This is a genomic window from Kocuria sp. CPCC 205261, from assembly GCF_040981025.1.
In the GTDB taxonomy this organism is placed as follows: Bacteria; Actinomycetota; Actinomycetes; order Actinomycetales; family Micrococcaceae; genus Kocuria; species Kocuria marina.
On sequence record NZ_JAVKPU010000005.1, the window covers coordinates 88,770 to 111,344 of the forward strand.

At 69.2% G+C, this 22,575-nt stretch carries 24 protein-coding genes; 7 read left to right on the forward strand and 17 right to left on the reverse strand.

Annotated features, from left to right (window positions below; translation table 11 throughout):
* Positions 1–76 precede the first annotated feature (76 nt).
* Entirely contained in the window at positions 77–1,285 is a 1,209-nt protein-coding gene (locus RF646_RS06840; protein ID WP_368835564.1) for an ADP-ribosylglycohydrolase family protein, read from the forward strand.
* Positions 1,286–1,313: 28 nt separating this feature from the next.
* Here RF646_RS06840 and RF646_RS06845 read toward each other — a convergent pair whose 3' ends face one another.
* The 8 genes from RF646_RS06845 to clpS all read right to left on the reverse strand — a co-directional run bounded on the left by RF646_RS06845 (position 1,314) and on the right by clpS (position 7,011).
* Positions 1,314–1,895: a 3'-5' exonuclease gene (locus RF646_RS06845; RefSeq protein WP_368835565.1), complete on the reverse strand. Its 582-nt coding sequence runs from the start codon at positions 1,893–1,895 to the stop codon at positions 1,314–1,316.
* Positions 1,896–1,934: 39 nt separating this feature from the next.
* Positions 1,935–2,795, reverse strand: coding sequence for a phosphotransferase family protein (locus RF646_RS06850; RefSeq protein ID WP_064845701.1), 861 nt, complete (start codon positions 2,793–2,795; stop codon positions 1,935–1,937).
* Positions 2,796–2,798: 3 nt separating this feature from the next.
* Positions 2,799–3,500 (reverse strand): RdgB/HAM1 family non-canonical purine NTP pyrophosphatase, encoded by a 702-nt coding sequence (gene rdgB / locus RF646_RS06855; protein WP_098054742.1) that lies wholly within the window; start codon positions 3,498–3,500, stop codon positions 2,799–2,801.
* Positions 3,490–4,299, reverse strand: coding sequence for a ribonuclease PH (gene rph, locus RF646_RS06860; protein ID WP_085106331.1), 810 nt, complete (start codon positions 4,297–4,299; stop codon positions 3,490–3,492). The genes rdgB and rph overlap by 11 nt, the downstream gene beginning before the upstream one ends.
* 49 nt (positions 4,300–4,348) lie before the next feature.
* A complete protein-coding gene (locus RF646_RS06865) occupies positions 4,349–5,149 on the reverse strand; it encodes an MBL fold metallo-hydrolase (protein ID WP_368835566.1) in 801 nt (266 codons plus the stop codon).
* A 25-nt stretch (positions 5,150–5,174) separates the two neighbouring features.
* Positions 5,175–6,065 carry a glutamate racemase gene (gene murI, locus RF646_RS06870; RefSeq protein ID WP_098054744.1) on the reverse strand — a complete coding sequence of 297 codons (891 nt, stop codon included), beginning with the start codon at positions 6,063–6,065 and terminating at the stop codon, positions 5,175–5,177.
* Positions 6,066–6,133: 68 nt separating this feature from the next.
* Entirely contained in the window at positions 6,134–6,709 is a 576-nt protein-coding gene (locus RF646_RS06875; protein ID WP_064845706.1) for a DUF2017 domain-containing protein, read from the reverse strand.
* On the reverse strand, positions 6,709–7,011 hold the full coding sequence (gene clpS / locus RF646_RS06880) for an ATP-dependent Clp protease adapter ClpS (RefSeq protein ID WP_179861274.1): 303 nt from the start codon (positions 7,009–7,011) through the stop codon (positions 6,709–6,711). Before clpS ends, RF646_RS06875 begins: the two co-directional genes overlap by 1 nt.
* A gap of 112 nt (positions 7,012–7,123) precedes the next feature.
* Here clpS and RF646_RS06885 point away from each other — a divergent pair, with 112 nt between their 5' ends.
* Entirely contained in the window at positions 7,124–8,464 is a 1,341-nt protein-coding gene (locus RF646_RS06885) for a nicotinate phosphoribosyltransferase (protein WP_318545728.1), read from the forward strand.
* A gap of 14 nt (positions 8,465–8,478) precedes the next feature.
* Positions 8,479–9,096 carry an isochorismatase family protein gene (locus RF646_RS06890; protein WP_368835567.1) on the forward strand — a complete coding sequence of 206 codons (618 nt, stop codon included), beginning with the start codon at positions 8,479–8,481 and terminating at the stop codon, positions 9,094–9,096.
* 79 nt (positions 9,097–9,175) lie between these two features.
* Here RF646_RS06890 and RF646_RS06895 read toward each other — a convergent pair whose 3' ends face one another.
* Positions 9,176–10,963 carry a DEAD/DEAH box helicase gene (locus RF646_RS06895; protein ID WP_167318356.1) on the reverse strand — a complete coding sequence of 596 codons (1,788 nt, stop codon included), beginning with the start codon at positions 10,961–10,963 and terminating at the stop codon, positions 9,176–9,178.
* Here RF646_RS06895 and RF646_RS06900 point away from each other — a divergent pair, their 5' ends adjacent.
* On the forward strand, positions 10,964–11,143 hold the full coding sequence (locus tag RF646_RS06900; protein ID WP_121544245.1) for a hypothetical protein: 180 nt from the start codon (positions 10,964–10,966) through the stop codon (positions 11,141–11,143).
* A 58-nt stretch (positions 11,144–11,201) separates the two neighbouring features.
* Here the strand turns inward: RF646_RS06900 and RF646_RS06905 are convergent, their stop codons facing one another.
* The 4 genes from RF646_RS06905 to RF646_RS06920 form a co-directional block, all read right to left on the reverse strand.
* Complete coding sequence (locus RF646_RS06905; protein WP_179861270.1) at positions 11,202–11,552, reverse strand: DUF3039 domain-containing protein; 351 nt, start codon at positions 11,550–11,552, stop codon at positions 11,202–11,204.
* Positions 11,553–11,576: 24 nt separating this feature from the next.
* On the reverse strand, positions 11,577–13,322 hold the full coding sequence (locus tag RF646_RS06910) for a hypothetical protein (protein WP_368835568.1): 1,746 nt from the start codon (positions 13,320–13,322) through the stop codon (positions 11,577–11,579).
* Entirely contained in the window at positions 13,304–14,305 is a 1,002-nt protein-coding gene (locus tag RF646_RS06915; protein ID WP_368835569.1) for an ABC transporter ATP-binding protein, read from the reverse strand. The genes RF646_RS06910 and RF646_RS06915 overlap by 19 nt, the downstream gene beginning before the upstream one ends.
* A 186-nt stretch (positions 14,306–14,491) precedes the next feature.
* Positions 14,492–15,451 carry a tetratricopeptide repeat protein gene (locus tag RF646_RS06920; protein ID WP_085106339.1) on the reverse strand — a complete coding sequence of 320 codons (960 nt, stop codon included), beginning with the start codon at positions 15,449–15,451 and terminating at the stop codon, positions 14,492–14,494.
* A gap of 150 nt (positions 15,452–15,601) precedes the next feature.
* Here RF646_RS06920 and RF646_RS06925 point away from each other — a divergent pair, with 150 nt between their 5' ends.
* From RF646_RS06925 to RF646_RS06935, 3 genes are all read left to right on the forward strand, one after another.
* A complete protein-coding gene (locus tag RF646_RS06925) occupies positions 15,602–16,783 on the forward strand; it encodes an AI-2E family transporter (protein ID WP_368835570.1) in 1,182 nt (393 codons plus the stop codon).
* A 199-nt stretch (positions 16,784–16,982) separates the two neighbouring features.
* A complete protein-coding gene (nucS, locus tag RF646_RS06930) occupies positions 16,983–17,678 on the forward strand; it encodes an endonuclease NucS (RefSeq protein WP_368835571.1) in 696 nt (231 codons plus the stop codon).
* 292 nt (positions 17,679–17,970) lie between these two features.
* Positions 17,971–18,174, forward strand: coding sequence for a cold-shock protein (locus tag RF646_RS06935; RefSeq protein ID WP_064845714.1), 204 nt, complete (start codon positions 17,971–17,973; stop codon positions 18,172–18,174).
* Positions 18,175–18,436: 262 nt separating this feature from the next.
* Here RF646_RS06935 and murA read toward each other — a convergent pair whose 3' ends face one another.
* From murA to RF646_RS06955, 4 genes are all read right to left on the reverse strand, one after another.
* Positions 18,437–19,720, reverse strand: coding sequence for a UDP-N-acetylglucosamine 1-carboxyvinyltransferase (gene murA / locus RF646_RS06940; protein WP_368835572.1), 1,284 nt, complete (start codon positions 19,718–19,720; stop codon positions 18,437–18,439).
* A gap of 131 nt (positions 19,721–19,851) precedes the next feature.
* A complete protein-coding gene (locus RF646_RS06945) occupies positions 19,852–20,130 on the reverse strand; it encodes a F0F1 ATP synthase subunit epsilon (RefSeq protein WP_064845716.1) in 279 nt (92 codons plus the stop codon).
* 2 nt (positions 20,131–20,132) lie between these two features.
* Positions 20,133–21,599 (reverse strand): F0F1 ATP synthase subunit beta, encoded by a 1,467-nt coding sequence (gene atpD, locus RF646_RS06950; protein WP_085106342.1) that lies wholly within the window; start codon positions 21,597–21,599, stop codon positions 20,133–20,135.
* A gap of 42 nt (positions 21,600–21,641) precedes the next feature.
* The gene (locus tag RF646_RS06955) at positions 21,642–22,553 is read right to left on the reverse strand and encodes a F0F1 ATP synthase subunit gamma (RefSeq protein WP_144998107.1); all 912 of its coding nucleotides are present in this window, start codon (positions 22,551–22,553) and stop codon (positions 21,642–21,644) included.
* Positions 22,554–22,575: the final 22 nt, after the last annotated feature.

Sequence of the window (22,575 nt, forward strand, 5' to 3'; positions counted from 1 at the left end):
CCCGGGCCTCTTGAACGGCCCATGCCCGAGCTGCGTCACCCCGCACGCTCCATTGCCGCCCTCATAGACTGATCCCATGACCTCACCGCGCACGCCCGAACTGTTGGAACAAGACCGCGGTCTGGACGCGGCGTCGTCGTGGTATCCGTCGCTCGTGAGGAGCGTGTTCCTCTCGCCGTGGCGCGCGACCGCGGCCGAACGACCCGGCGAGGGAACCCAGCTCCTCGCGCGCACCGCGGGGGCGCTGAACGAGGTGGCCCACTGGGCGAATGACGGTCAGGCCGCGGATCCCACGGCGTGCGCGTGGCTCGCGTACTTGCGCTGGGCCATGCGCAACGGCGCCAAGCTCCCCGGCGACGCACCGCACCCGCCCGACGACGACCTGGACCACGACTACCCCCTCCTCACCGCACCGGGTGAGCACGCCGGGGACGGTTTCACCGCCCTGTCCACGGGCCGCCTGGGCGAGGTCACTCGTCCGGTCCTGCCACTCGCGGACAGCGCCGAGATCCTGGCCCGCACGCTGCCCTATGGACTGGTGCCCCACATCGGGTGGAAGTCGCTCGTGGCCCTCGCCGTGGACTCGGCCGCGATCACCCACGGCAGCGCCGAGGCACAGACCGCGGCTGTTGGTGCGGCCCTGACCGTTCACGCGGCGGGCCGTGCGCGGGGCAGTGGGGCCTCACTGCAGGACGTGGTCGAGGAAACCGGCCGAGTGGTCGCACTCATGACCCGGCCCGCGCCCCTCACCCGGGAGCTGCTCGACCTGTGCGCGGACCGATCCGCCCGGGACTCCCTGTTCGATGGGATGACGGAACCCGCGGGAGCGTTCACGCGGGCCGTGGGGGACGGAACCGCGGCGTCGTCGGCCCTGGCACTGGGGCTCGCGGCGGTGCTGTGCGCCGAGGATACGCCGCACGCGGACAACTCGGGGGACGACGTCGCTCAGCGGGCTCTCTCGCTGCTGTCCGGTCACCCGGCGGCGAACGACGCGGCACGTACCGTCGCGGTCAGTGTTGCTGCCGCGCGCTGGGGGCTCGGCGACGCCACACACGGCGAGGACATCGGGGAGAGCGGCAACGGCGCGCCCGGCGGCAACGGCGCCGCCGGCGACGACCGCATGGCCCGGCAGGACGCCGTGGCCGACGACAACAGCCGCACCACAAAAACGGACAGCGGCACGGACACATCCGGCACGGATCCCTCCGGAACCCGCGGGGCGACCCGCCGTGAACTGCTCGCCCTGGCCGATCGCTGGCTCGCCCTGTGGCGGCCGCACGCCTGAGAATCACCCCGATCGGAGGCGCGTCGCGTCACAGGGTCGCGCGCTGCAGCCTGACCCCGTAGTGCGCCGTGAGTTCGGCCATGCTGCGCGCCCCACTGCGGCGCGCGAGATCGAGCACGATCCCGGCGCACGCGAGGGAGTCACTGAGCGCATTGTGGTGCTCCACGACCTCCGCCCCCGCCGCACGGGACGCCGACGGCAAAGCGTAGGAACGCAGCGTGTAGGCCGCACGGGCCAAGCGAAGAGTGCACGCGTAGTCCCAGTTCCGAGCGGTTCCGCCGCACGCCCGGTTCGCCGCCTTGATCACGCCGGTGTCGAAGACGGCATTGTGTGCCACCAGAACCGAATCCGGATCCCCCGGGCTGATGTTCTCGCACATCCAGTCCCACAGCAGGTCGAACGTGGGCGCGTGGGCGACGTCCGCGGGCCGGATGCCGTGGATCCGGACGTTGCCGGGCTCGAACCCGTCGTGACCGAGCGGCGGACGGATGAGTGAGTACCGGGTGTCCACCACCTGGCCGTCCCGGACCCGTACCACCCCCAGGGCGCACGCGGACGCAGGGCTGCGATTGGCGGTCTCGAAATCTATGGCGGTGAAACTGACGGGCACCCGATCAGGGTAGGCAACGCCTCCGACATGGCATGTCGCTCACACGGAGGCCATGGCTCGGGTCTCGTACCACGCGTCCGCCTTCTCCACGGCCTGGCGGATCTGGGCGGTGTCGAGCTCATGGTGCAGCGCGTATGCCACGGCCTGCAGAGGGAAGATCCGGGAGTGCAACCGCGCGCGCAGATAGTTCTCCTCGTCCGTGGCCTGGCGCACGCTGGACCATCCGAACCAGAGTCCCAGGGACGCGACGTCGTACGCGGGATCGCTCATGCTCGCGTGGTCCCAGTCGATCACGCCCACCAGGTGATCGTCCTGCCACAGCATGTTGGAGCCCATGAGGTCCCCGTGCACGAGCCGCGGCGGGACGTTGTCCAGGGCCACGAGGTCCTCGATCGCATTCATGGCGCGGTCCCGGTTCCGCGGGAGCAGCAGCGGCAGCACCTGGTCCAGCAGGACGTGGCGACGGCGGTGACCGCCCCAGTGCTGACCGGGCCGGTCCAGCCACGGTTCCGCCGCGCGCGCGTCCGCATTATGTACCTGCTCGAGGACCCTGCGCAGCTCCCGCGGGTCCGCGTGCCCCGGCGGGCGGGGGCTGCCCGGGATCCAGGTCATCCCCACCGCGGTGTACCGCCCGTCCTGCAGCACGGGGGTCAGGGGGCGCGGCACGGCGAAGTCGAACTCCGGTAGCCGCGACAGCGCACGGGTACGCCTGCGCACGTTCTCCCCCGAGGTCGGGTTCTTGGCGATCCGCACGCTCATCACGTGCCCCGCGTTGACCACGATGTGCGCGGACCCGCCGGCGTGCAGCTCCCACTCGGAGCGATCCACGCGCACCCTGGCCTCCGCCAACACGGCCTCGACAGCCGGAGCAAAAGGTAGGTGTCCGCACGCGAAAGTCATGGGTCAGTCCTCTGGCTCCGGTTCCAGGGGGGACGCCACTGTGGCTTCCGGCCCGTCCTGCCGCGCGGTCCCACTCGAACCCGTGAGCAGCTGCAACAAGTGCGGCAACACGGCGGCCATGGCCTGCGCACGATGGCTGATCCTGTTTTTGTGCTCTGGGCTCAACTGCGCGCAGCTGAGGCCGTCCTGGCCGTCCGGGGCGAAGATCGGGTCGTAGCCGAACCCGTTCTCCCCCGCGGGTTCGCGCAGAATGTTCCCGGGCAGCTCACCCGTGACCACGTGCTCGGCGCCGTCCGGTGCGACGACCGCGGCGGCGCACAGGAAGGAGCCGCGGCGGTTTTCGGGGGCGATGTCCCCGAGCTGGGCGAGCAGCAGCTGGAGGTTGGCGGCGTCGTCGCCGTGGACCCCGCTCCACCGCGCGGAGAAGATGCCCGGGGCGCCGCCCATGACGTCCACGCTGAGTCCCGAGTCGTCCGCGAGCGCGATGAGTCCCGTCTCCGCGGCGGCAGTACGCGCCTTGAGCAGCGCGTTTTCCTGGAACGTGACGCCCGTCTCGACGACGTCGCTCAGCCCGGCCGTGCGCGCGTCCACTACGATCCCTGGATCGGTCAGCCCCGCGTCGCGGAGCATGGCCTGCAGCTCGCGCACCTTGCCCGCGTTCTGTGTCGCGAGCACCACGCGGGCACCGCGTACGTCATCGGCCACGGGTGGCCTCCAGGGTCTCCCGCTGGATCTCGGCCAGCTGGGCGCACCCAGCCACGGCGAGGTCGAGCAGCACGTCCAGTTCGGCGCGCTTGAACGGTGCGCCCTCGGCCGTGCCCTGGACCTCCACGAAGTCCCCCGAGCCGGTCACGACGACGTTCATGTCGGTTTCCGCGCGCACGTCCTCCACGTACGGCAGGTCCAGCATGGGAACACCGTCGATGATCCCCACGGACACGGCCGAGACCGTGTCGATGAGGGGGTTGACCCGCGGCTTGAGGATACCGTTGTCGTGGGCCCAGCGGATGGCCTCGGCGAGCGCGACGTACGCGCCGGTGATGGACGCGGTGCGCGTACCGCCGTCGGCCTGCAGGACGTCGCAGTCGAGGACCACGGTGTTCTCCCCGAGGGCCTTGAGGTCGATGATCGAACGCAGGGAGCGGCCGATAAGACGCGAGATCTCATGGGTGCGGCCACCGACCTTGCCCTTGACCGATTCGCGGGCCGAGCGCGTGGAGGTGGCGCGCGGGAGCATGGCGTACTCCGCGGTGACCCAACCCCGGCCCTCACCCTTGAGCCAGCGAGGCACGCCCTCCGTGAGGGATGCGGTGCACAGCACACGCGTGCCGCCGAATTCGATCAGGGCGGAACCCTCGGCCTGTTCGGACCAACCGCGGGTGATGGTGATGGGCCGCAGTTCGTCGACGGCGCGCCCGTCCGCTCGTACCAGCCCCGATGCGGCGGAGCCACCCTCGCCCGTGGAATTCTCGGTGGATCGTGCCGGCTCGGTAGGCGAAGTCATGGGTTTCAGCCTAGTCCCCGGTCACCGCGCTTGCCAATGCAGTGAACGACTAGTCGGTCGGCCCGGCGACGTCGTAACTCGTGGCCACGCGGGCCACCGTGACCGGGCCGGAGAACGCTCCGACGGCCTCCGCCGTGGCCGTGTCCACCGAGTTCCACACGGGCAGGTGGGTCAGCAGCAACCGACGCACACCCGCGGCGGTCGCGGTCTCTCCCGCGCGCTTGCCCGTGAGGTGGATCCCGCGCAGATGGTCCTCGCGGCCCTCCTGGTAGGCGGCCTCACACAGGAACACGTCCGCGTCGCGGGCCGCTGCCACGAGCTCGTCGCACACGTCGGTGTCCCCCGAATACGTGAGGACTTCCGTGCCCTGGGCCCCGCGGTACTCGACGCGCAGCGCATAGGGCTCGGGGCACGGGTGGTTCACTGGGTGGGGTGTGACCGTGAACGGACCCACGGTCACGGGCTGGTTGGCCTGCCACACGTGGAAGTCGAACTCGGTGTCCATCGAATGCTCGGGCGGCAACAGGTGCAGCTGGTTGAGGTAGCCGTGCAGCATGGACGGACCGTAGATCGGGATGCGACCGCCCTGCCATCCGCGGGGATCCCACTTCACGGCCACGTGCAGACCGCCCACGTCCACGCAATGGTCCGGGTGCAGGTGGGAGAGCATGATCGCGTCGATCTCGTGCAGGTCGATGTGGCGCTGCAGGACACCCAGGGCACCGTTGCCCATGTCCAGCACGATGCGCCACGTGCGCCCGTGCGCGTCTTCGCCGGAGAGCAGGTAGCACGAGGCGGGGGCATCGGGCCCGGGAAAACTTCCTGTGTTACCGATCACTGTGAGGATCATGGGTGATCGCCTTTCTGGTGCCGACTCAGCGCTGAGCCGCGTGGATCGTGGCGAGGGAACCGGTGGGGTACTGCTCCGCGACGGACGCCGTGTGCCGGACGCGGACCACTTCGGGGCCCAGGAACCGTTGGGCGAGGACCTCGAAGCTCACGGGGTCCCCCGTGGCCAGGAATTCGTGGTGGGGAGCGAGCTCGGGATCCCGCTCGAGGTGGTTGTCCAACAGGCAGCGGTAGACGTCCCGCGAGGCCTCTTCCGAGGACGAGACCAGGTTCACGCTCTCGCCCATGACGTAAGAGATCACCGCCGTGAGCAGCGGGTAGTGCGTGCACCCGAGCACCAGGGTGTCTACGCTCGCGTCCTTGAGGGGCTGGAGGTAGTGCTGGGCGGTGCGCAACAGATCGGGCCCCGTGGTGACGCCGCGCTCCACATACTCCACGAATTCGGGGCACGCCACGGACGTGATTTCGAGCTGGGGTGCGGCCGCGAACGTGTCGTCGTACGCGCGCGAGCCGATCGTCGCCTCGGTGCCGATCACCCCCACCCGACCGGAGCGTGTGGTGGCCACCGCGCGGCGCACCGCGGGCTGGATGACCTCGGTCACGGGGATGTTGTAACCGCGCGTGTAACGCTCGCGCGCATCCCGCAGCACTGCGGCGGACGCGGTGTTGCACGCGATCACGAGCAGCTTGACCCCGGAATCTACGAGGTCGTCCATGATGCGCAGGGCGTTGGAACGCACTTCGGCGATCGGCAGGGGCCCGTAGGGGCCGTGCGCGGTGTCACCGACGTAGAGGATCTCCTCGTTGGGCAGCTGGTCGATGATCGCCCGCGCCACCGTGAGCCCGCCCACACCCGAATCGAACACGCCAATGGGCGAGTTGGGATTGGGACCGGTGGGACGTTCGTGCACCTGCATACCGGAAAACTGTAGTGCTTTTCGCGCGCGCCCTCGCGCATGAGACGTGTGACCTTGGCGATCCCCGGTCACCGGGGCGGCAGGGTCTTCAGTAGCGCGTTCATGAGGGTCTCCTGAAGCCAGGAGACGAAGTTGTAGACCACACCCATGTACTGCTCCACGTCCTCGGCCCGGCCGAAGTCGGTCAGCTCGGCCACGCGCTCGGCGGCCTCGGTCGAGTCGATGTTCAGCCGGGAGGCCAGCACCAGGCGGACGTCGTTGAGCGAGCGCGCGAAGTCCTGTGCCTGCGCCACGCTCAGCACCACGGGCTGGGATTCCAGGGCCAGGGAGGACGCACGCAATGCCGCGGTCTTGCGTTCGCGCAGCGAGCGGTCCGTGAGTCGCCGGAACTCCGCGGCCTGTTCCGGGTCCGACGACGCCGCGGGCAGCAGCCTGCGCACCGCCGGGTCCGTCGGTTCGGCCACCTCCTCGTCCCAGCCGAGCAGCGCCTCGAGCGGGTCGTCGTTGCGAGCCGGTCCGTCCTCGCGCGCTGCGGGCGCCAGGGTCTCCCCCACGTCCGAGAACAGTTTCTGCAACAACCGCACCTCGGGGGCCTCGAACCGACCGACGATGCCCTTGCGCGTGCGCTTGAACCCGTGCGCCATCAGTGCTCCCCCGCCTTCTCGTACGTGGCCCACAGGCCGTAGCCGTGCAGCGAGCTCACGTGCGTCTCCGCCTCCTCGAGGGTTCCCGTGAACACGATCGAGCGGCCCCGGTTGTGCACCTCGAGCATGAGTGTGCGGGCCTTGGCGTCCGAGTAGCCGAAGTGGGCGCGGAACACGTAGACCACGTAGCTCATGAGGTTCACGGGATCGTCCCACACCACCACGTTCCACGGCACGTTCATGGCCGTGACCGCCTGCTCCTCCCGTTCGAGCACGGGGGACTCCGCCGGCGCGGAGCTCATCAGGACGGCCGGGATCCGGGCGGGGACGGCGCGGTGCGTAGTGAACATCGCCTCCATGGTAGTCACGGGGACACGGATGTGCGCACGACGGACGGCCCACTAGGCTGGCCACGTGAACGAGCACACCTATTCCTGGCACCCGCAGCCCACGTCCTTGCTGACGGACCACTACGAGCTGACCATGTTGCAGGCCGCGCTCCGGGCAGGCACCGCGTCCCGCCGCAGCGTGTTCGAGGTCTTCGCCCGCAGACTCCCTAACGGCCGCCGCTACGGGGTGTTCGCTGGCATGGGCCGGGTGCTCGAGGGGCTCGAGCAGTTCCGATTCACCGACGAGCAGCTGCGGTTCCTGCGGGACACCGCCGTGGTGGACGCCCAGACCGTGGCGTACCTGGAGAACTTCCGTTTCACCGGCCAGATCCGCGGCTACGCCGAGGGCGAGACGTACTTCCCCCACTCGCCGCTGCTGAGCGTGGAGTCCTCATTCGCCGAGGCGTGCGTCCTGGAGACCTACATCCTCTCCGTCCTGAACTTCGATTCCGCCGTGGCCTCGGCGGCCTCCCGCATGGTGGGTGCCGCGGGAGAGCGCCCGTGCATCGAGATGGGATCGCGCCGCGCCCACGAGCAGGCGGCCGTGGCCGCGGCCCGCGCCGCCGTGGTCGCGGGCTTCGACTCGACCTCCAACCTCGAGGCCGGTTTCCGCTACGGGGTCAAGACCGTGGGCACCGCGGCCCACTCGTTCACCCTGCTGCACGACTCCGAGGAGCAGGCGTTCCGCGCCCAACTGGACGCGCTGGGTGTGTCCACGACCCTTCTGGTCGACACGTACGACGTCGAACGGGCCGTCACGCTCGCCGTCGAGATCGCGGGCAAGGACCTCGGGGGCGTACGCCTGGACTCCGGCGACCTCGTGACGCAGGCCACGTCCGTGCGCGCGCTGCTCGACAAGCTCGGCAACTCCAACACCCGGATCACGGTCACCAGCGACCTGGACGAGTACGCGATCGCCGCCCTGCGCGCCGCTCCCGTGGACGCATACGGCGTGGGCACGCGCCTCGTCACAGGCTCGGGTGCCCCCACGTCGTCGATGGTCTACAAGCTCGTCTCGCGCGAGGGCGCCTCGGGCGCCATGGAACCCGTGGCCAAGGCGTCCTCCGGCAAGAAGTCGGTGGGCGGCGAGAAGTACGCGCTGCGCCGTCGTGATCCCCAGGGCGTGGCCACACACGAGATCGTGGGCGTGTCGCACGTGCCCGAGGACGACGGCGATGACCGCCCCCTGCTCGTGGACTACGTCACCGGCGGCGAGCTGCACGACGGCTACACGGGCCCCGAGGCCGTCACCCGTGCCCGGCAGCGCCACGTCGATTCCGTGGCCGAACTGCCCCGCGCGGCGCGCCGACTCTCCGAGGGCGAGCCCGTGATCCCCACCGTGATCGAACCCGGAACCGCACACTGACCAGGGAGGTAGCCATGCGCACTGCATTGCTGATCGTGGACATCCAGAACGACTTCTGCGAGGGCGGCAGCCTGGCCGTCGAAGGCGGGGCGGCGGTCGCCGCGCAGGTCTCCGAGTACCTCGAGGACCACCACGGCGACTACGTTGCCGTGGCCGCGACCCAGGACTGGCATGTTGACCCCGGGGAGCACTTCAGCGACACCCCCGACTTCGCCACGAGCTGGCCCGTGCACTGCGTCGCGGAGACCACCGGCGCTGACACGCACCCCGATCTCGACACCGAGTACGTCACGGAGTACTTCCGTAAGGGCGCATACGACGCCGCCTACTCCGGTTTCGAGGGCCTGTCCGCCCCGGACGTGGACGTCCCCATGGGGGAATCGGAGGAGGACTCCGACGAAGAACGCGTGAGCCTGGACGACTGGCTGCAGGAACGCGGCGTCGAGGCCGTGGACGTCGTCGGTCTCGCGCTGGACCACTGCGTGCTGGCCACCGCCAAGGACGCCGTGGAGGCCGGCTACGAGACCCGGGTGCTGCTGCCGCTCACCGCGCCCGTGGCAGCCGAGTCCGGTGAGCGGGCGGTCGAGGAACTCGAGGCCGCGGGCGCGGAGGTCGTGACCGACCTGGACTGAACGCCCGCCGCGCCGCCGTGCGGGCCGCGACGCTGCGTCGCTTGGCCGCGTCGCCGCGTCGGCCACTACGCGGCGTCGGCTACTTCCGGCCGATGAACCAGCGCTGCAACAGGGCGATCCGTGCGGTCAGCTGGTCCTCGGAGGCCTGGGCCACGGCCGGGCCTCCGCACTTGGTGCGCAATTCGTTGTGGATCACCCCGTGCGGTGTTCCGGTGCGCGCGGACCACGCGGAGACGTTCTTGGACAGCTGCGAGCGCAGGTCCTTCAGGCGGCGGTGATCCGGCACCGCGGGGGTCTGGGGTGCGTCATGGCCGCTCCGACCGTTGCGCTGGGCCGAGCGCGATTGCCGCTCCCGCAGCAGGGCCGAGACCTGGTCCGCGTCGAGCAACCCGGGGATCCCCAGGTATTCGGCTTCCTCCTCGGAACCAACCGCCGCGCCACCGCCGAAGGCGCCGCCATCGAAGAGCACACCGTGGAAGGACGCGTCCGAGTCCAGGGCCTGGAAGTTGCCCTGGGCCAGGGACGACGACGCCTTGTCCTCGCGGTTGGCCTCATCCAGCAGGTCGTCGTCCCAGCCCGTTTCCATGGGCTGGTCGAAGTCCACGACCCCCGGCATGTTCTTGGGCTTGTCCAACGCGTGGTCCCGCTCCTCCTCCATGGAGTTGGCGAGCGCCATGAGCGTGGGCACCGAGGGCAGGAACACGGACGCGGTCTCCCCGCGCTTGCGGGCGCGCACGAAGCGACCCACCGCCTGGGCGAAGAACAGCGGCGTGGAGGTGGACGTGGCGTACACGCCCACGGCCAACCGGGGCACGTCCACGCCCTCGGAGACCATGCGCACCGCGATCATCCAGCGCTTGTCGGATTCGGAGAACTCGTCGATCTTGTTGGACGCGGTCTTGTCGTCCGAGAGCACCACGGTGGGCCGCTCCCCCGTGATGGCGTGCAACTGTTCGGCGTAGGCCTTGGCGTCCTGGTGGTCCGTGGCGATCACGAGCGCCCCGGCGTCCGGGACGGTGCGCCGCACCTGCGTGAGCCGCTGATCGGCGGCGCGCAGCACGGACGGGATCCACTGCCCGTGCGGGTCCAGGGCGGTACGCCACGCATGGGACGTGATGTCCTTGGTGAACCCCTCCCCGAGCTGGGCGGCCATCTCCTCACCGGCCGAGGTCCGCCAGCGCATCTGACCCGAGTAGGCCATGAAGATCACGGGACGCACCACGTGATCGTGCAGGGCGTCCGCGTACCCGTACGTGTAATCGGCCGTGGACCGGCGGATCCCGTCCCCGTCCTCCTCGTAGCTCACGAACGGGATGGGCGAGGTGTCCGAGCGGAACGGTGTACCCGTAAGGGCGAGCCGGCGGGTCGCGGGTTCGAAGGCCTCGCGCAGCCCGTCGCCCCAGGACAGGGAGTCACCGGCGTGGTGGATCTCGTCCATGATCACGAGCGTGCGCCCGGCCTCGGTGCGCGCGCGATGCAGCAGCGGCTTGTTGGCCACCTGTGCGTAGGTCACGGCCGCGCCCATGTAGCCGCGGCCGTGCTGGCCGTCCGCGTTCTTGAAGTTGGGGTCGATCGCGAGTCCCACGCGCGCCGCGGCGTCGGCCCACTGGCGCTTGAGGTGTTCCGTGGGGGTCACCACGGTCACGCGCTGAACGGTCCCCGCGTCATGCAGCTTCTTGGCCACGGTCAACGCGAAGGTCGTCTTACCCGCACCAGGGGTCGCCACGGCCATGAAATCACGCGGTTGGGCTTGTTCGTAGCGGTGGATCGCCTCCGCCTGCCACGCGCGCAACTTGGGCGCGGTCCCCCACGCCGCCCGGTCCGGATAGGCCGGCGGGAGATCCGCCGCGGCTCCGAAAAGGGACATTTGATCGCTGTCAGACACGTGGTGCTCGTCCTCTCCGCGCGCTCGTTGGCGCGCATCCACTCCGGTCCCGTCACACGGATCGGGGGTCTCGCTCGCGCGGACGACGACGCTCGGATCGCCGTCGTACGAGGCACGGACGACGACGCCCGCGCGACCCTGCACGGCAAAGGCGCCCGCTGAGCGCGGGCGCCGCCGGTGGTCCCGCCCGGCGCGGGACCTCACGAGAAGGGAAGGGTGGTCAGTTCTCGGGCTCGTCCTTGCCGGGACGCAGGCCCTGGTAGATCTCCTTGCACTCCGGGCACACGGGGAACTTCTGGGGATCCCGACCCGGGGTCCACACCTTGCCGCACAGGGCGATCACGGGTTCGCCGGACAGTGCCGACTCCATGATCTTCTCCTTCCGGACGTAGTGCGCGAACCGCTCGTGATCACCGGGTTCCTGCAGCTGCCGGGTGTCCTCGCGCTCGATCGTGGAGGTGCCACCCACGGTCTCGGGCTTCGTGCCGAACAGACCGTTGCTGATCACCCGGGAGGAGCGCACGGAAGGATCCGTGAATTCCTGGGCTTCGGTGATTTCCATGTCCCCCACTCTACCCCGCGCACCGGGCCCGGCTCACCGGTAGGCGGCCACCTCCTGGAGCAGTTCGGGCCCGCGCGCGTCCAGCCACTTACCGCCCGAACGCACGCCGATCCACAACACCACAAAGCCTTCCACGAGGCCCACCGCGAGCGCGAGCCAGCACCACACGGCGGCTCCCGTGACGAGGTACACGATCAGCAGGATCCCGGCCGGGAGCGCGAGCAGGGCCATCAGACCCATGATCACGAACTGCACCACCATGTTGAGGATCGTGAACCCCTGGGGTGTCTTCATGGGGGACGCGCCCGGGGGCGGCGTGGGATACGTGTACCGGGCCGAGACGATCGAGACCACGCCGGCGCCACCGAGCAGGATCCCCACGCACACGCCCACCACGGCGGGCAGGGCGTCCCAGCGCTGCACGCCCACGAGCCAGAGCACGATGGAGAGCAGCACCAGCGGCACGGCCACGATCAGCAGGGCCACCACGCGCCCCAGCCGATCCGCACGCCCGGAGACCGGTGCCAGCACGTGAAGGCTGAACGCGGTGTTGTCGTAGGAGACGTCCGCGGAGATCGCGTACGCCATGAGCAGCGACACGAACAGGGGCAGCGCCCACAGACTGAACCCCGACTCACCCGCGATGAACCAGAAGACCGCCCCGATCGCGGGGATCATGAGCAGCGACGCCGAGTAGCGCGGGTCCTTGAGCCAGTACGTGAGACACCGTGCGGCCACCGCACCCCATTGGTTCGCCGGGAACCGGTCGAACAGACCGACGCCCTCCTGCGGGCGGGACGTCCCCCGGGCGCCTCCGCCGGCGGCGTCGCCGAGGGCGCGGCGCAGACCCGCACACGTAACGACCACGAGCAGGAGCAGCGTGACCAGGGAGATCGCCACCCGGGCGAGGGCCGCGAGCCAGTGACCCGACGCGACGTCGCCGGGGACCGCCCAGGTAGCACCGAGGGGGGTCCACGCGAGAACTCCCGCCCATGTGGGCAGCAGCTGCCACACCTGGCCCAGGCCGGTCGCAAACAAGGAGATGAGGGGCCCCAGCAGCACAACGAGAACCAGCACGACCATGGAGATGATCTCGTTCGCGCGCCGCCCCTTCGCGAAGTTCGCGCCCAGGGCCGTAACGCAGCGCGAACCGACGAACGCGAGCAGGGCGCCGATGATCGCGCACGGAATTGCCGCAATGAGCGCCACCGTGGAACCGCGCCACGAGAACAGCCAGCCGAGCAGGGCGATCACGGTCAGCACCCCCGGGATCCCGACGACCGCGCCCGCCACCTGGCCGGCCACCAGACCCGTGGTGCTCAGGGGGAACAGGGCGAGCCGGGAAGGGTCCAGCGTGGAGTCGGCCTTGGACGAGACCAGCGGTACGAGCCACCAGCCCACGAGCAGCAGGGAACCCAGCAGGACCGACGCGACCACCACGGTCTCGAGGGCTTCACCCCCGAGCGCGATCAACGCGGTCAGCGCCATCCCCAGGAGGAACAGTGCGTAGAGGCCACCCAGAATCGTGCCCACCAGGATCCACGTGCTGCGGGTCAGGGTGTTGATGAGCACGCGCCATTTCAGCCCGGCCAGCCGCCGGGCCTCCTCGAACGCCCCGATGCTGCGCGTGACGGGTTCACCCCCGCCGTGCGAGGGGCGCACGGAGGCGGGAACGGCGGCGTCGGGCGCGACGTCCTGTGCGGGGCCTCCTGCGAATGCGGTGTCGAGGTGGTCGGGAGCCGCGGCGTCGCGCGGGTCGTTCACTCGGGACGCAGCCACTGCAACCCCTCCCCCGCTTCGGTGCGTCCGCCCACCAAGGACACGAACCGGTCCTCGAGGGACATGCCGGCACACACCTCGTCCATGGTCCCCTGCGCGAGGACACGGCCTTGGTCCATCACGGCCACGTGATCGCACATGCGCTGCACAAGGTCCATCACGTGGCTCGAGACCACCACGGTGCCGCCCGAATTCGTGTACTGGTGCAGCAGCGATCGGATGTTCGCGGCGGAGACCGGGTCCACCGACTCGAACGGCTCGTCCAGCACGAGCAGGCTCGGTGCATGGATCATGGCCGCGGCCAGGGCGATCTTCTTCGTCATACCCGCGGAGTAGTCCTGCACCTGGCGCCCCGCTGCGTCCTGCAGGTCCATGGCCACGATGAGGTCCTCGGTCCGTTGCGCGACGAGCTCGCGGTCCATCCCGCGCAGCAGACCCGAGTAGGTCACGAGCTGGCGTCCCGTGAGCCGGTCGAACAGGTGGGCGCCGTCGGGCAGCACACCCATGCGTCGCTTGGCGGTCACGGGATCACGCCACACGTCCACGAGCTCGTCGCGGCTTCCCCCGCCCACGAGCACCGAGCCCGCGGAAGGGCGCAGCAATCCCGTGGCCATGGACAGCGTGGTCGTCTTGCCAGCGCCGTTACGCCCTACGAGGCCGTAGAAGGAGCCCCGCGGCACCGTGAGGTTCACATGATCCGCGGCGGGTCGGCCGGACTGGCCGTAGAACTTGGTGAGGTCCCGCACGGCGAGCGCGGGCGTCCCCGTGCCGGAGTGCAGCGCGGGGTCTCGGGGCGCGTACTGCGTGGTGGCATGGGGCGCCGCATACCGCTGGGCGGCCTCAGGGAGTGCCGCATGCTCAGAGGGCGCCGCGTGCCGGGGTGCTCCCTGCTGCTCGGTCGAGGGGTCGTTCGCCACGGGTCCCCCGGCACCGGGGGCGGGCTCGCGGCGCGGGGTCGTGGGTCCGTTCACTGGGCTACTCATGTCACCAATGTACTGAGTGACCCGCGTGGCATGGCGGATTCACCGGACCTCGTCACTGTCGACCCGAGGATCCCGCCAACCCTTCACCGGGGCCGCTGAACGACGCCCGTCCGGGGCCGCGCGTCGCCGCAAGGCCCACCGCCCGTACCGGTCGACTTCAGCCGCAGCCCGGACATCAGCGGCAGCCTAAAAGAGCGCCCGCATCAACTGGGCGCGCGCGGCCACCACGCGGGTATCCTCCGCGCCGACGACGTCGAAGAGGTCCACGAGGCGCGCCCGCGCGGCATCCTTGTCGTCCCCGGCCGTGGTGCGCACGAGGTTGAGCAGGCGCCGGAACGCGTCCTCCACGTGCCCACCGGAGAGGTCCAGGTCCGCGACGTCCAGAGCGGCCTGCACGTTCGTGGGATCAGCGGCCGCGGCTTCCCGCACGGCGGCCGCGTCCATCGCGCTCACGCGCTGCAAGAGGTGCACCTGGGCGAGTGCGAGCTTGGCGTCGTGGTCACCCGGGTTCTCCGCGAGCGCCTTGTTGTAACTAGCCTCCGCGCCGGCCAGGTCCCCGGCCTCGAGTTTGTCCAGGGCCTCCTGGTGCAGCGGGGGCAGGGGTTTGGGCTCGTTCGCCGCGACCGGTTCGGCCGTCCCCGTGACGCCGTTTTGCTGCGCGAGGCTTACGAGCTCGGTCAGCAGCTCACGCAACTGCTGTTCCGAGACCGTGGAGTTCACGAGCGGCACCACGCGCCCACCGAGCAATGCGAGCACGGTGGGAACGGTCTGCGCCTGGAACGCCTGCGCGATCTGCGGTTCCGCGGCGGCGTCCACGGTCCCCAGCATGAGCCGACCCCGGAACTCGTCCACGACCCGCCCGACCACGTCCACGAACGTCTCCGACTCCGGGCTCTGGGGCGCGTGCAGCACCACGACCACAGGGTACGTCGCGGAAGCCTCGGCGTAGCGCTGGAAGTTCGCGGTGGTCAGCTCCACGCGGTAGCTACCGGCGCCCGCGGACGCCGCCGCGGCGTCGTCGTTCGGGGCACCCGTCCGGGCACCGCCCGACGCGCCGAGATCCACGGCACCGCGCACGGACGCAGGAACCGCTTGCTCGTCCCGTGGGGGCTGCTGGTCCGGGGTGGAACGGGGGAATTCGCTCATGGGAACCTCCTTCGACGGCGAGTCCGCGACATGCGACGCGGACTCGATCGTGCGCCCTGTTCCCGGGCGCACGGACGGGTGTCTTTTGCTCCCATTATGTGCACCGGGAACGCTGGAAGTCCCGGCGGCCCGGCGTTGTACGCTTCCGGCGTGAGCACATCCCCAGGAGCGCAGGGTCGGCCCCCCGCGCGTTTCCGTCCGACCCGCCACCGCTTCGAGGTGCCGCCCGAACCCGCTGCGGGTGGAGAGCCCGTGCGGCGTGCGCCGTGGGACCACCCCGTGAACACGCGGACGCATCCCATCCAGACGGGCTTCCTGCTCACCGTGGGCGTGGGGATCGCGCTGCTGGGCTACTACGTGCTGACCAACGTGGGCGGACTCGTGGGGTGGATCGTCACGGCCGCGTTCATCTGTCTGGGGATGGATCCCCTGGTCCGCCGGCTCGAGACCAAGGGGTTGCCCCGCGCGGTGGCCGCCGGGGTGGTGATCCTGGCCCTGGCCCTGGTGATCACCGCGTTCATCATGGTCGTGGTCCCCCGCATGATCGAGCAGGCCCAGCAACTCGTGGCCCGCGCCCCCGAGCTCGTGACCGAGTTCATGAACTCCGAGTTGTTCCAGGGCCTGGACGACCGCTTCGACATCGCCGCGTCCGTGCAACACACCACCGGGGCCTTCCAGGATCGCCTCGCCACGGACGAGAACCTGCTGGGCGGGATGTTCGGTTCGGTCGTGAGCGTGAGCGGCGTGGTGATCAATGCAGTGACCGGGACGCTCATCGTCATGGCGCTGAGCCTGTACTTCCTCTTCTCGCTGCCCACGATCAAGGCCTGGTGCTATCGCCTGGCCCCCGCGAGCAAGCGCGCCCGGGTCAAGCACCTGGGCGACCAGATGACCAAGGGCGTGGGCAACTACGTCATGGGTCAGGCGTGCGTGGCACTGCTCAACGCGCTCGTCGCGTTCATCCTCATGAACGTCACGGGGGTCCCCTACGCCACACTGCTGGTCCTGTTCGTCGCGCTGCTCGCGTTCATCCCCCTGGTGGGTGGCGTGCTCGCCGGCATCCTCGTGACGCTCATGGCCACGCTCGGCGGGTGGGACACCGCGATCCCGTTTGCCTTGTGCTACTTCGCGTACCTCCAGCTCGAGGCCTACGTGGTCTCGCCCAGGATCATGGCCCGCGCGGTGGCCGTTCCCGGCGCGGTCGCGGTGATCGCGGTGGCCGCCGGCGGTGCGCTGTGGGGCATCCTCGGTGCACTCATCGCCATCCCCACCGCGGCCGCGGGACTGCTGCTGGTGCGCGAGGTCTTCGTCCCGCGCCAGGACGCGCGCTGACGGCGGCGACGCCGCTGTACCCCGCCGCGCCGCGTTGTCGCCCGTGCAGGTGGGGGCGCGTCGTCGTCCGAGCAGGCAGGTGCGGGCCGTCGTCCGCGGCGGCAGCTCCGTGCCGTTGCCGCCCATGCCGACGCGCGGCGTCGTCGCCGGTGCACAAGAGCGCGTGAGCCGGGGGCAGCCGGACCGCTAGGCTGTCCTGGTGCGTTTAGTGATTGCAGACTGCTCGGTCCGGTACGAAGGGCGCTTGAACGCGCACCTGCCCCTGGCTCGTCGGCTCATTATGCTCAAGGCGGACGGCTCGGTGCTGATCCACTCCGACGGCGGATCCTACAAACCGCTGAACTGGATGAGCCCGCCCGCCACGATGCACGTGCGCGAACCCTCCGACGAGCTTGCCGCGGACGGTGTGAGCGAGGTGTGGGAGGTCCAGGCGGGCAAGTCCGACGACCGGCTGATCATCCACATCATGACCGTCCACTCCCAGCTCACCCACGACCTCGGCACGGACCCCGGATTGGTCAAGGACGGCGTGGAGGCCGATCTGCAGCGGTTGCTCGCCGAGCAGATCACCCTGCTCGGGGACGGGTTCTCCCTGGTGCGTCGCGAGTACCCCACGAGCATCGGCCCCGTGGACATCCTCGCGCGGGACGCCGGCGGGGCCACGGTGGCCGTGGAGCTCAAGCGCCGCGGTGACATCGACGGCGTGGAGCAGCTGACCCGCTACCTCGAACTGCTCAACCGCGATCCCCTGTTGAGCCCCGTGCGAGGTGTCTACGCGGCCCAGCAGATCAAACCGCAGGCCCGTGTCCTCGCGCACGACCGCGGCATCGAGTGCCTGACCCTGGACTACGACGAGATGCGCGGCAACGTGGACACCCAGTCCCGCCTCTTCTGATCAGCCCCCTATGTCGGAACCCGTCTACGGATCGCGTGGGAGGAAACCGGTCATATTCTCGGACCTCGTAGTAAATCACCTGATGCCGATTGACCCTGGGGCGGCAGTGTGTGATGCTTGAGGTGTTCTCGCATCATGTTTGACATGCTCGCAGGAATGGTAGCGAGCGTGAAGTTCTGACTGGCGCTGTGGCACAACATCTTGTGAGCCGCATCCACAGCCTTCTCGCGGTACCGGTTCAGGTGCACAATCGTGTGCACGCACTACATACTCCAGAAGGAGATGCCCCATTATGGCTCAGGGCACCGTTAAGTGGTTCAACGCAGAGAAGGGCTTCGGCTTCATCACGCCGGACGACGCTGATGGCGACGTCTTCGTGCACTACAGCGAAATCCAGTCGGGCGGCTTCCGCACCCTCGAAGAGAACCAGCGCGTCGAGTTCGAGATCGGTCAGGGCCAGAAGGGCCCGCAGGCCACCGGCGTGAACGTCATCTGACATTCCCCGGACGAAACCCCCGTCGCCTTTCGAGGTGGCGGGGGTTTTCTCGTGCCCGCTGTGACGCGAGCGAGTCGCGGGGCCGGGTGAGCTGAGGGGCAGATGCCGGAACGCACGGGACGTTCGTACGCCGCGGCAATCCCACTCCACAGAATGTCAAGTGGAGCAGAAGCAGCTCAGCGCGCCAAAATCTGCTTTTGCTGAGTAGGAGCAGGGGTGGGGGTGGGCGCGGTGGGTTATCCGAGGAGCGCCGCGGGGGCGGTCAGTTCCAACTGCGCGCCATGCGGCGCTGCACCTTGGCTCCCGCTCCGGCCAGATGGTCCACGAAGTGCTCGTAGCCGCGGTCGATGTGCCCCACCCCGGAGACCTCGGTGACCCCGTGGGCCGCCATCCCCGCGATCACGAGAGCCGCGCCGGCCCGGATGTCCATGGCTTCCACGGGAGCACCCGACAGCTTGTTCGACGGGACGCCGTCCACCCGGGCGTGATGCCCGTCCAGGCGCACACGCGCACCGAGCCGCTCAAGCTCCGCGGTGAATCCCCACCGGGCCTCGAACACGTTCTCCGTGATGATCCCACTACCCTCGGCCACCGCGTTGAGCGCCACCACGAACGGTTGCAGATCCGTGGGGAACCCCGGATAGGGCAGGGTCGAGACGTTGATGGCCTTGGGCCGCTCGGGACCGCGCACCACGAACCGCCCATCGGCGGTGTTGATCTCGCAACCCGCGCAGCGCAGCTTGGCCAGCACCACGTCCAGGTGTTCCGGTTCCGCGCCCACGATCTCCACGCGACCGCCCGTGACCGCGGCGGCAAAGGCCCACGTCCCGGCCACGATACGGTCCGGGACCGTGCGGTGTGTGACCGGGTGCAGCCGCGGGACCCCCTCGACCATGATCGTGGTGGAACCGAGCCCCTCGATCCGTGCACCCATGGCCTGCAGCATCCGGCCGATGTCCACGATCTCCGGTTCGCGGGCCACGTTGTCCAGCACCGTGACGCCCCGGGCGGTCGTGGCCGCGGTCATCAGGTTCTCGGTGGCCCCCACGGAGGGGTAGTCCAGTCGATAGGCCGCACCCGTCAGACCGTCCGGTGCACTAGCTCGCAGGAACCCGCGTTCGATGGTCAACCGGGCCCCCATGGCCTCGAGTCCCGCGCGATGCATATCCAGGCCCCGGGTTCCGATCGCGTCCCCGCCCGGCAGGGCGACCTCGGCCTGGAGACAGCGCGCCATGAGCGGGCCCAGCACGGAGATGGACGCCCGCATGGCCCGCACGAGGTCGTAGTCGGCCTGGTGACCGAGCTCCTCCGGGACGTCGATGGTCACGGTGTGCGCCGAGGGCTCGTACGAGACCTCGCACCCGAGCCGGCGCAACAGCTCCGCCATGATCGTGACGTCCTGGATCTCGGGGACGTTGGTGATCGTGGAATGGCCCGTGGCGAGCAGCGCCGCAGCCATGAGCTTGAGCACACTGTTCTTGGCGCCGTACACGGGCAGCTCACCGTTGACCTTCGTGGGCCCGTGTACTTCGATCTTCTCTTCCATGCATTCTCCTCGATCACGAGTACGGGACAGTCCGCCGCGACACCTGGGCCGGCGCACCACGGTACGCGAACGACGTCGACCCCCGCACCCGAAGGCACGAGGGTCGACGTCGACGGGTCACGCGATACCGCTCAGGCGGAACGCGCCTCCGAATCCAGGGAGACCTCGTCCGCAACCACCGTGACACGGTTGTTGTCCACGGAGACGAACCCGGAGTCGATGCTGCCCACGAGACGGTCGCCGTCCACACGGTCGATGGCGAACTCCCCCGGCTTGAGCAGCCCCGCCATGGACTCGTGTCCCGGCATGATGCCGATGTCGCCCTCGGTGGTGCGTACCCGCACGAGGCGCGCGGTACCCGTCCAGATCTTGCGATCCAGGGCGACGATTTCCACGATGAGTTCGGCCATGATTACTTCTCGCCCGTCTCGGCCTTGATCTCGTCCCAGCGCCGCATGACGTCATCCAGGCCGCCGACGTTGTAGAACGCCTGCTCGGGGACGTTGTCCAGCTCGCCGTCGCAAATCTTGCCGAAGGCCTCGACGGTCTCCTCGAGGGGAACCGTGGAGCCCTCCACGCCGGTGAACTGCTTGGCGGTGTAGGTGTTCTGGGACAGGAACTGCTCGATGCGGCGGGCGCGGGAGACCACGACCTTCTGCTCCTCGGAGAGTTCTTCGACACCGAGGATCGCGATGATGTCCTGCAGTTCTTTGTTCTCCTGCAGGATCCCCTTGACACGGGTGGCCACGTCGTAGTGGGTCTGGCCCACGTACTGCGGGTCCAGGATGCGGGAGGTCGAGGACAGCGGGTCGATCGCGGGGTACAGACCACGCGAGGCGATCTCACGCGAGAGCTCGGTGGTCGCGTCCAGGTGCGCGAACGTGGTCGCGGGAGCCGGGTCGGTGTAGTCGTCAGCGGGCACGTAGATGGCCTGCATGGACGTGATGGAGTGACCACGGGTCGAGGTGATGCGCTCCTGGAGCACACCCATCTCGTCCGCGAGGGTGGGCTGGTAGCCCACGGCGGAGGGGATGCGGCCCAGCAGCGTAGAGACCTCGGAACCGGCCTGCGTGAACCGGAAGATGTTGTCGATGAACAACAGCACGTCCTGGTTCTGCACGTCGCGGAAGTACTCCGCCATGGTCAGACCGGTCAGGGCCACGCGCAGACGCGTTCCGGGCGGCTCGTCCATCTGGCCGAACACGAGGGCGGTGTCCTTGAGAACGCCCGCCTCCTCCATCTCGACCCACAGGTCGTTGCCCTCACGGGTACGCTCACCAACGCCGGCGAACACGGAGGTACCGCCGAAGTTGCGGGCCACACGCGTGATCATCTCCTGGATCAGCACGGTCTTGCCCACCCCCGCACCGCCGAAGAGGCCGATCTTACCGCCCTTGATGTAGGGGGTCAGCAGGTCGATGGACTTGATGCCCGTTTCCATCATCTCGGTGCTGCCCTCGAGCTCCGCGAAGGACGGGGCCTTGCGGTGGATGGGCCAGCGCTCCTTGATGTCCAGCTCGGAGGTGGGCAGGTCCAGCGCGTCACCGAGTACGTTGAAGATGTGGCCCTTGACCACGTCACCCACGGGCACGGAGATGGGGGCGCCCGTGTCCTGCACGGGGGTCCCGCGCACCAGACCGTCGGTCTGCTGCAGGGAGATCGCGCGCACCACGTTGGTGCCCAGGTGCTGTGCCGTCTCGAAGGTGATCCGGCGGGGCTGACCGTTGAACTCGTAGTCCGCGGTCAGCGCGTTGTAGAGGTCGGGGACCTGGTTCTCGGGGAACTCGACGTCGACCACGGGCCCGATCACCCGGGCGATGCGGCCGGTGGCACCTTCCGAGACCGGCTGGGTGGCCTGGTCGTTGATTGTGGCAGTCATTTCTCTCACTTCGTTTCGGCTGGCAAGGGCGGGCAGCGCGGGCTACAGTGCCTCGGCGCCACTGACGATTTCGGTCAACTCGGTGGTGATCTCGGCCTGGCGGGCGTTGTTCATCAAGCGCGTGTACTTCTTGATGAGCTCGGTCGCGTTGTCCCCGGCGGCCTTCATGGCGCGCTGGCGGGATGCGAGCTCGCTCGACGCCGCGTGGCACAGGGCGGAGTAGATCCGCGCCTTCACGTACCGGGGCAGGATCTGGTTGAAGAGCTCCTCCGCGTTCGGCTCGAACTCGAAGTTGTTCTGCGTCTCCTCGAGGGCCTCGTAACGCTCGGAGATCTCGTCCCCGAGGTCGTTCGCGTCCACGACCTCCAGGGGCAGCAGGCGCAACACCCGCGGCTCCTGGTTCACCATGGAGTTGAACTGCGTGTACACGAGCAGCACCTCGTCCACGCCACCGTCCTCGTACGGGGCGTTGATGTCGCGCATCAATTGGTCCGTGAGTTCCTCGGCGCGCTCGGTCGTGGCGTTGTCCGTGTTGCCCGTCCAGAATTCGTCGTAGTCACGGTGCCGGAAGTCGAAGTACGCCTTGGCCTTGCGGCCCACGAGGTACACGCGTGCTTCCTTGCCCTGCGAACGCAACAGCTCGAGCAACTCCTCCGTGCGCTTGAGCACGTTGGAGGAGTAGGAACCCGCGAGCCCGCGGTCCGACGTGAACACCAGGACGGCCGAACGCCGCACATCGTCGGGGACGGTGGTCAGGGGGTGGGAGATGTTGTGCTGCGTGGCGATCTGGGAGACCGCGCGGGTCAGCGCATTGGCGTACGGGTACGCGGCTTCGAGACTCTGACGGGACTTGTTGATGCGCGAGGTCGCGATCATCTCCATCGCCTTGAAGATCTTCTTCATCGACGACGTGGACGCGATCTTCTGTCGGTAGACCCGAATCTGCGCTCCCATGAAATTTCCTTTCGGCACCGCC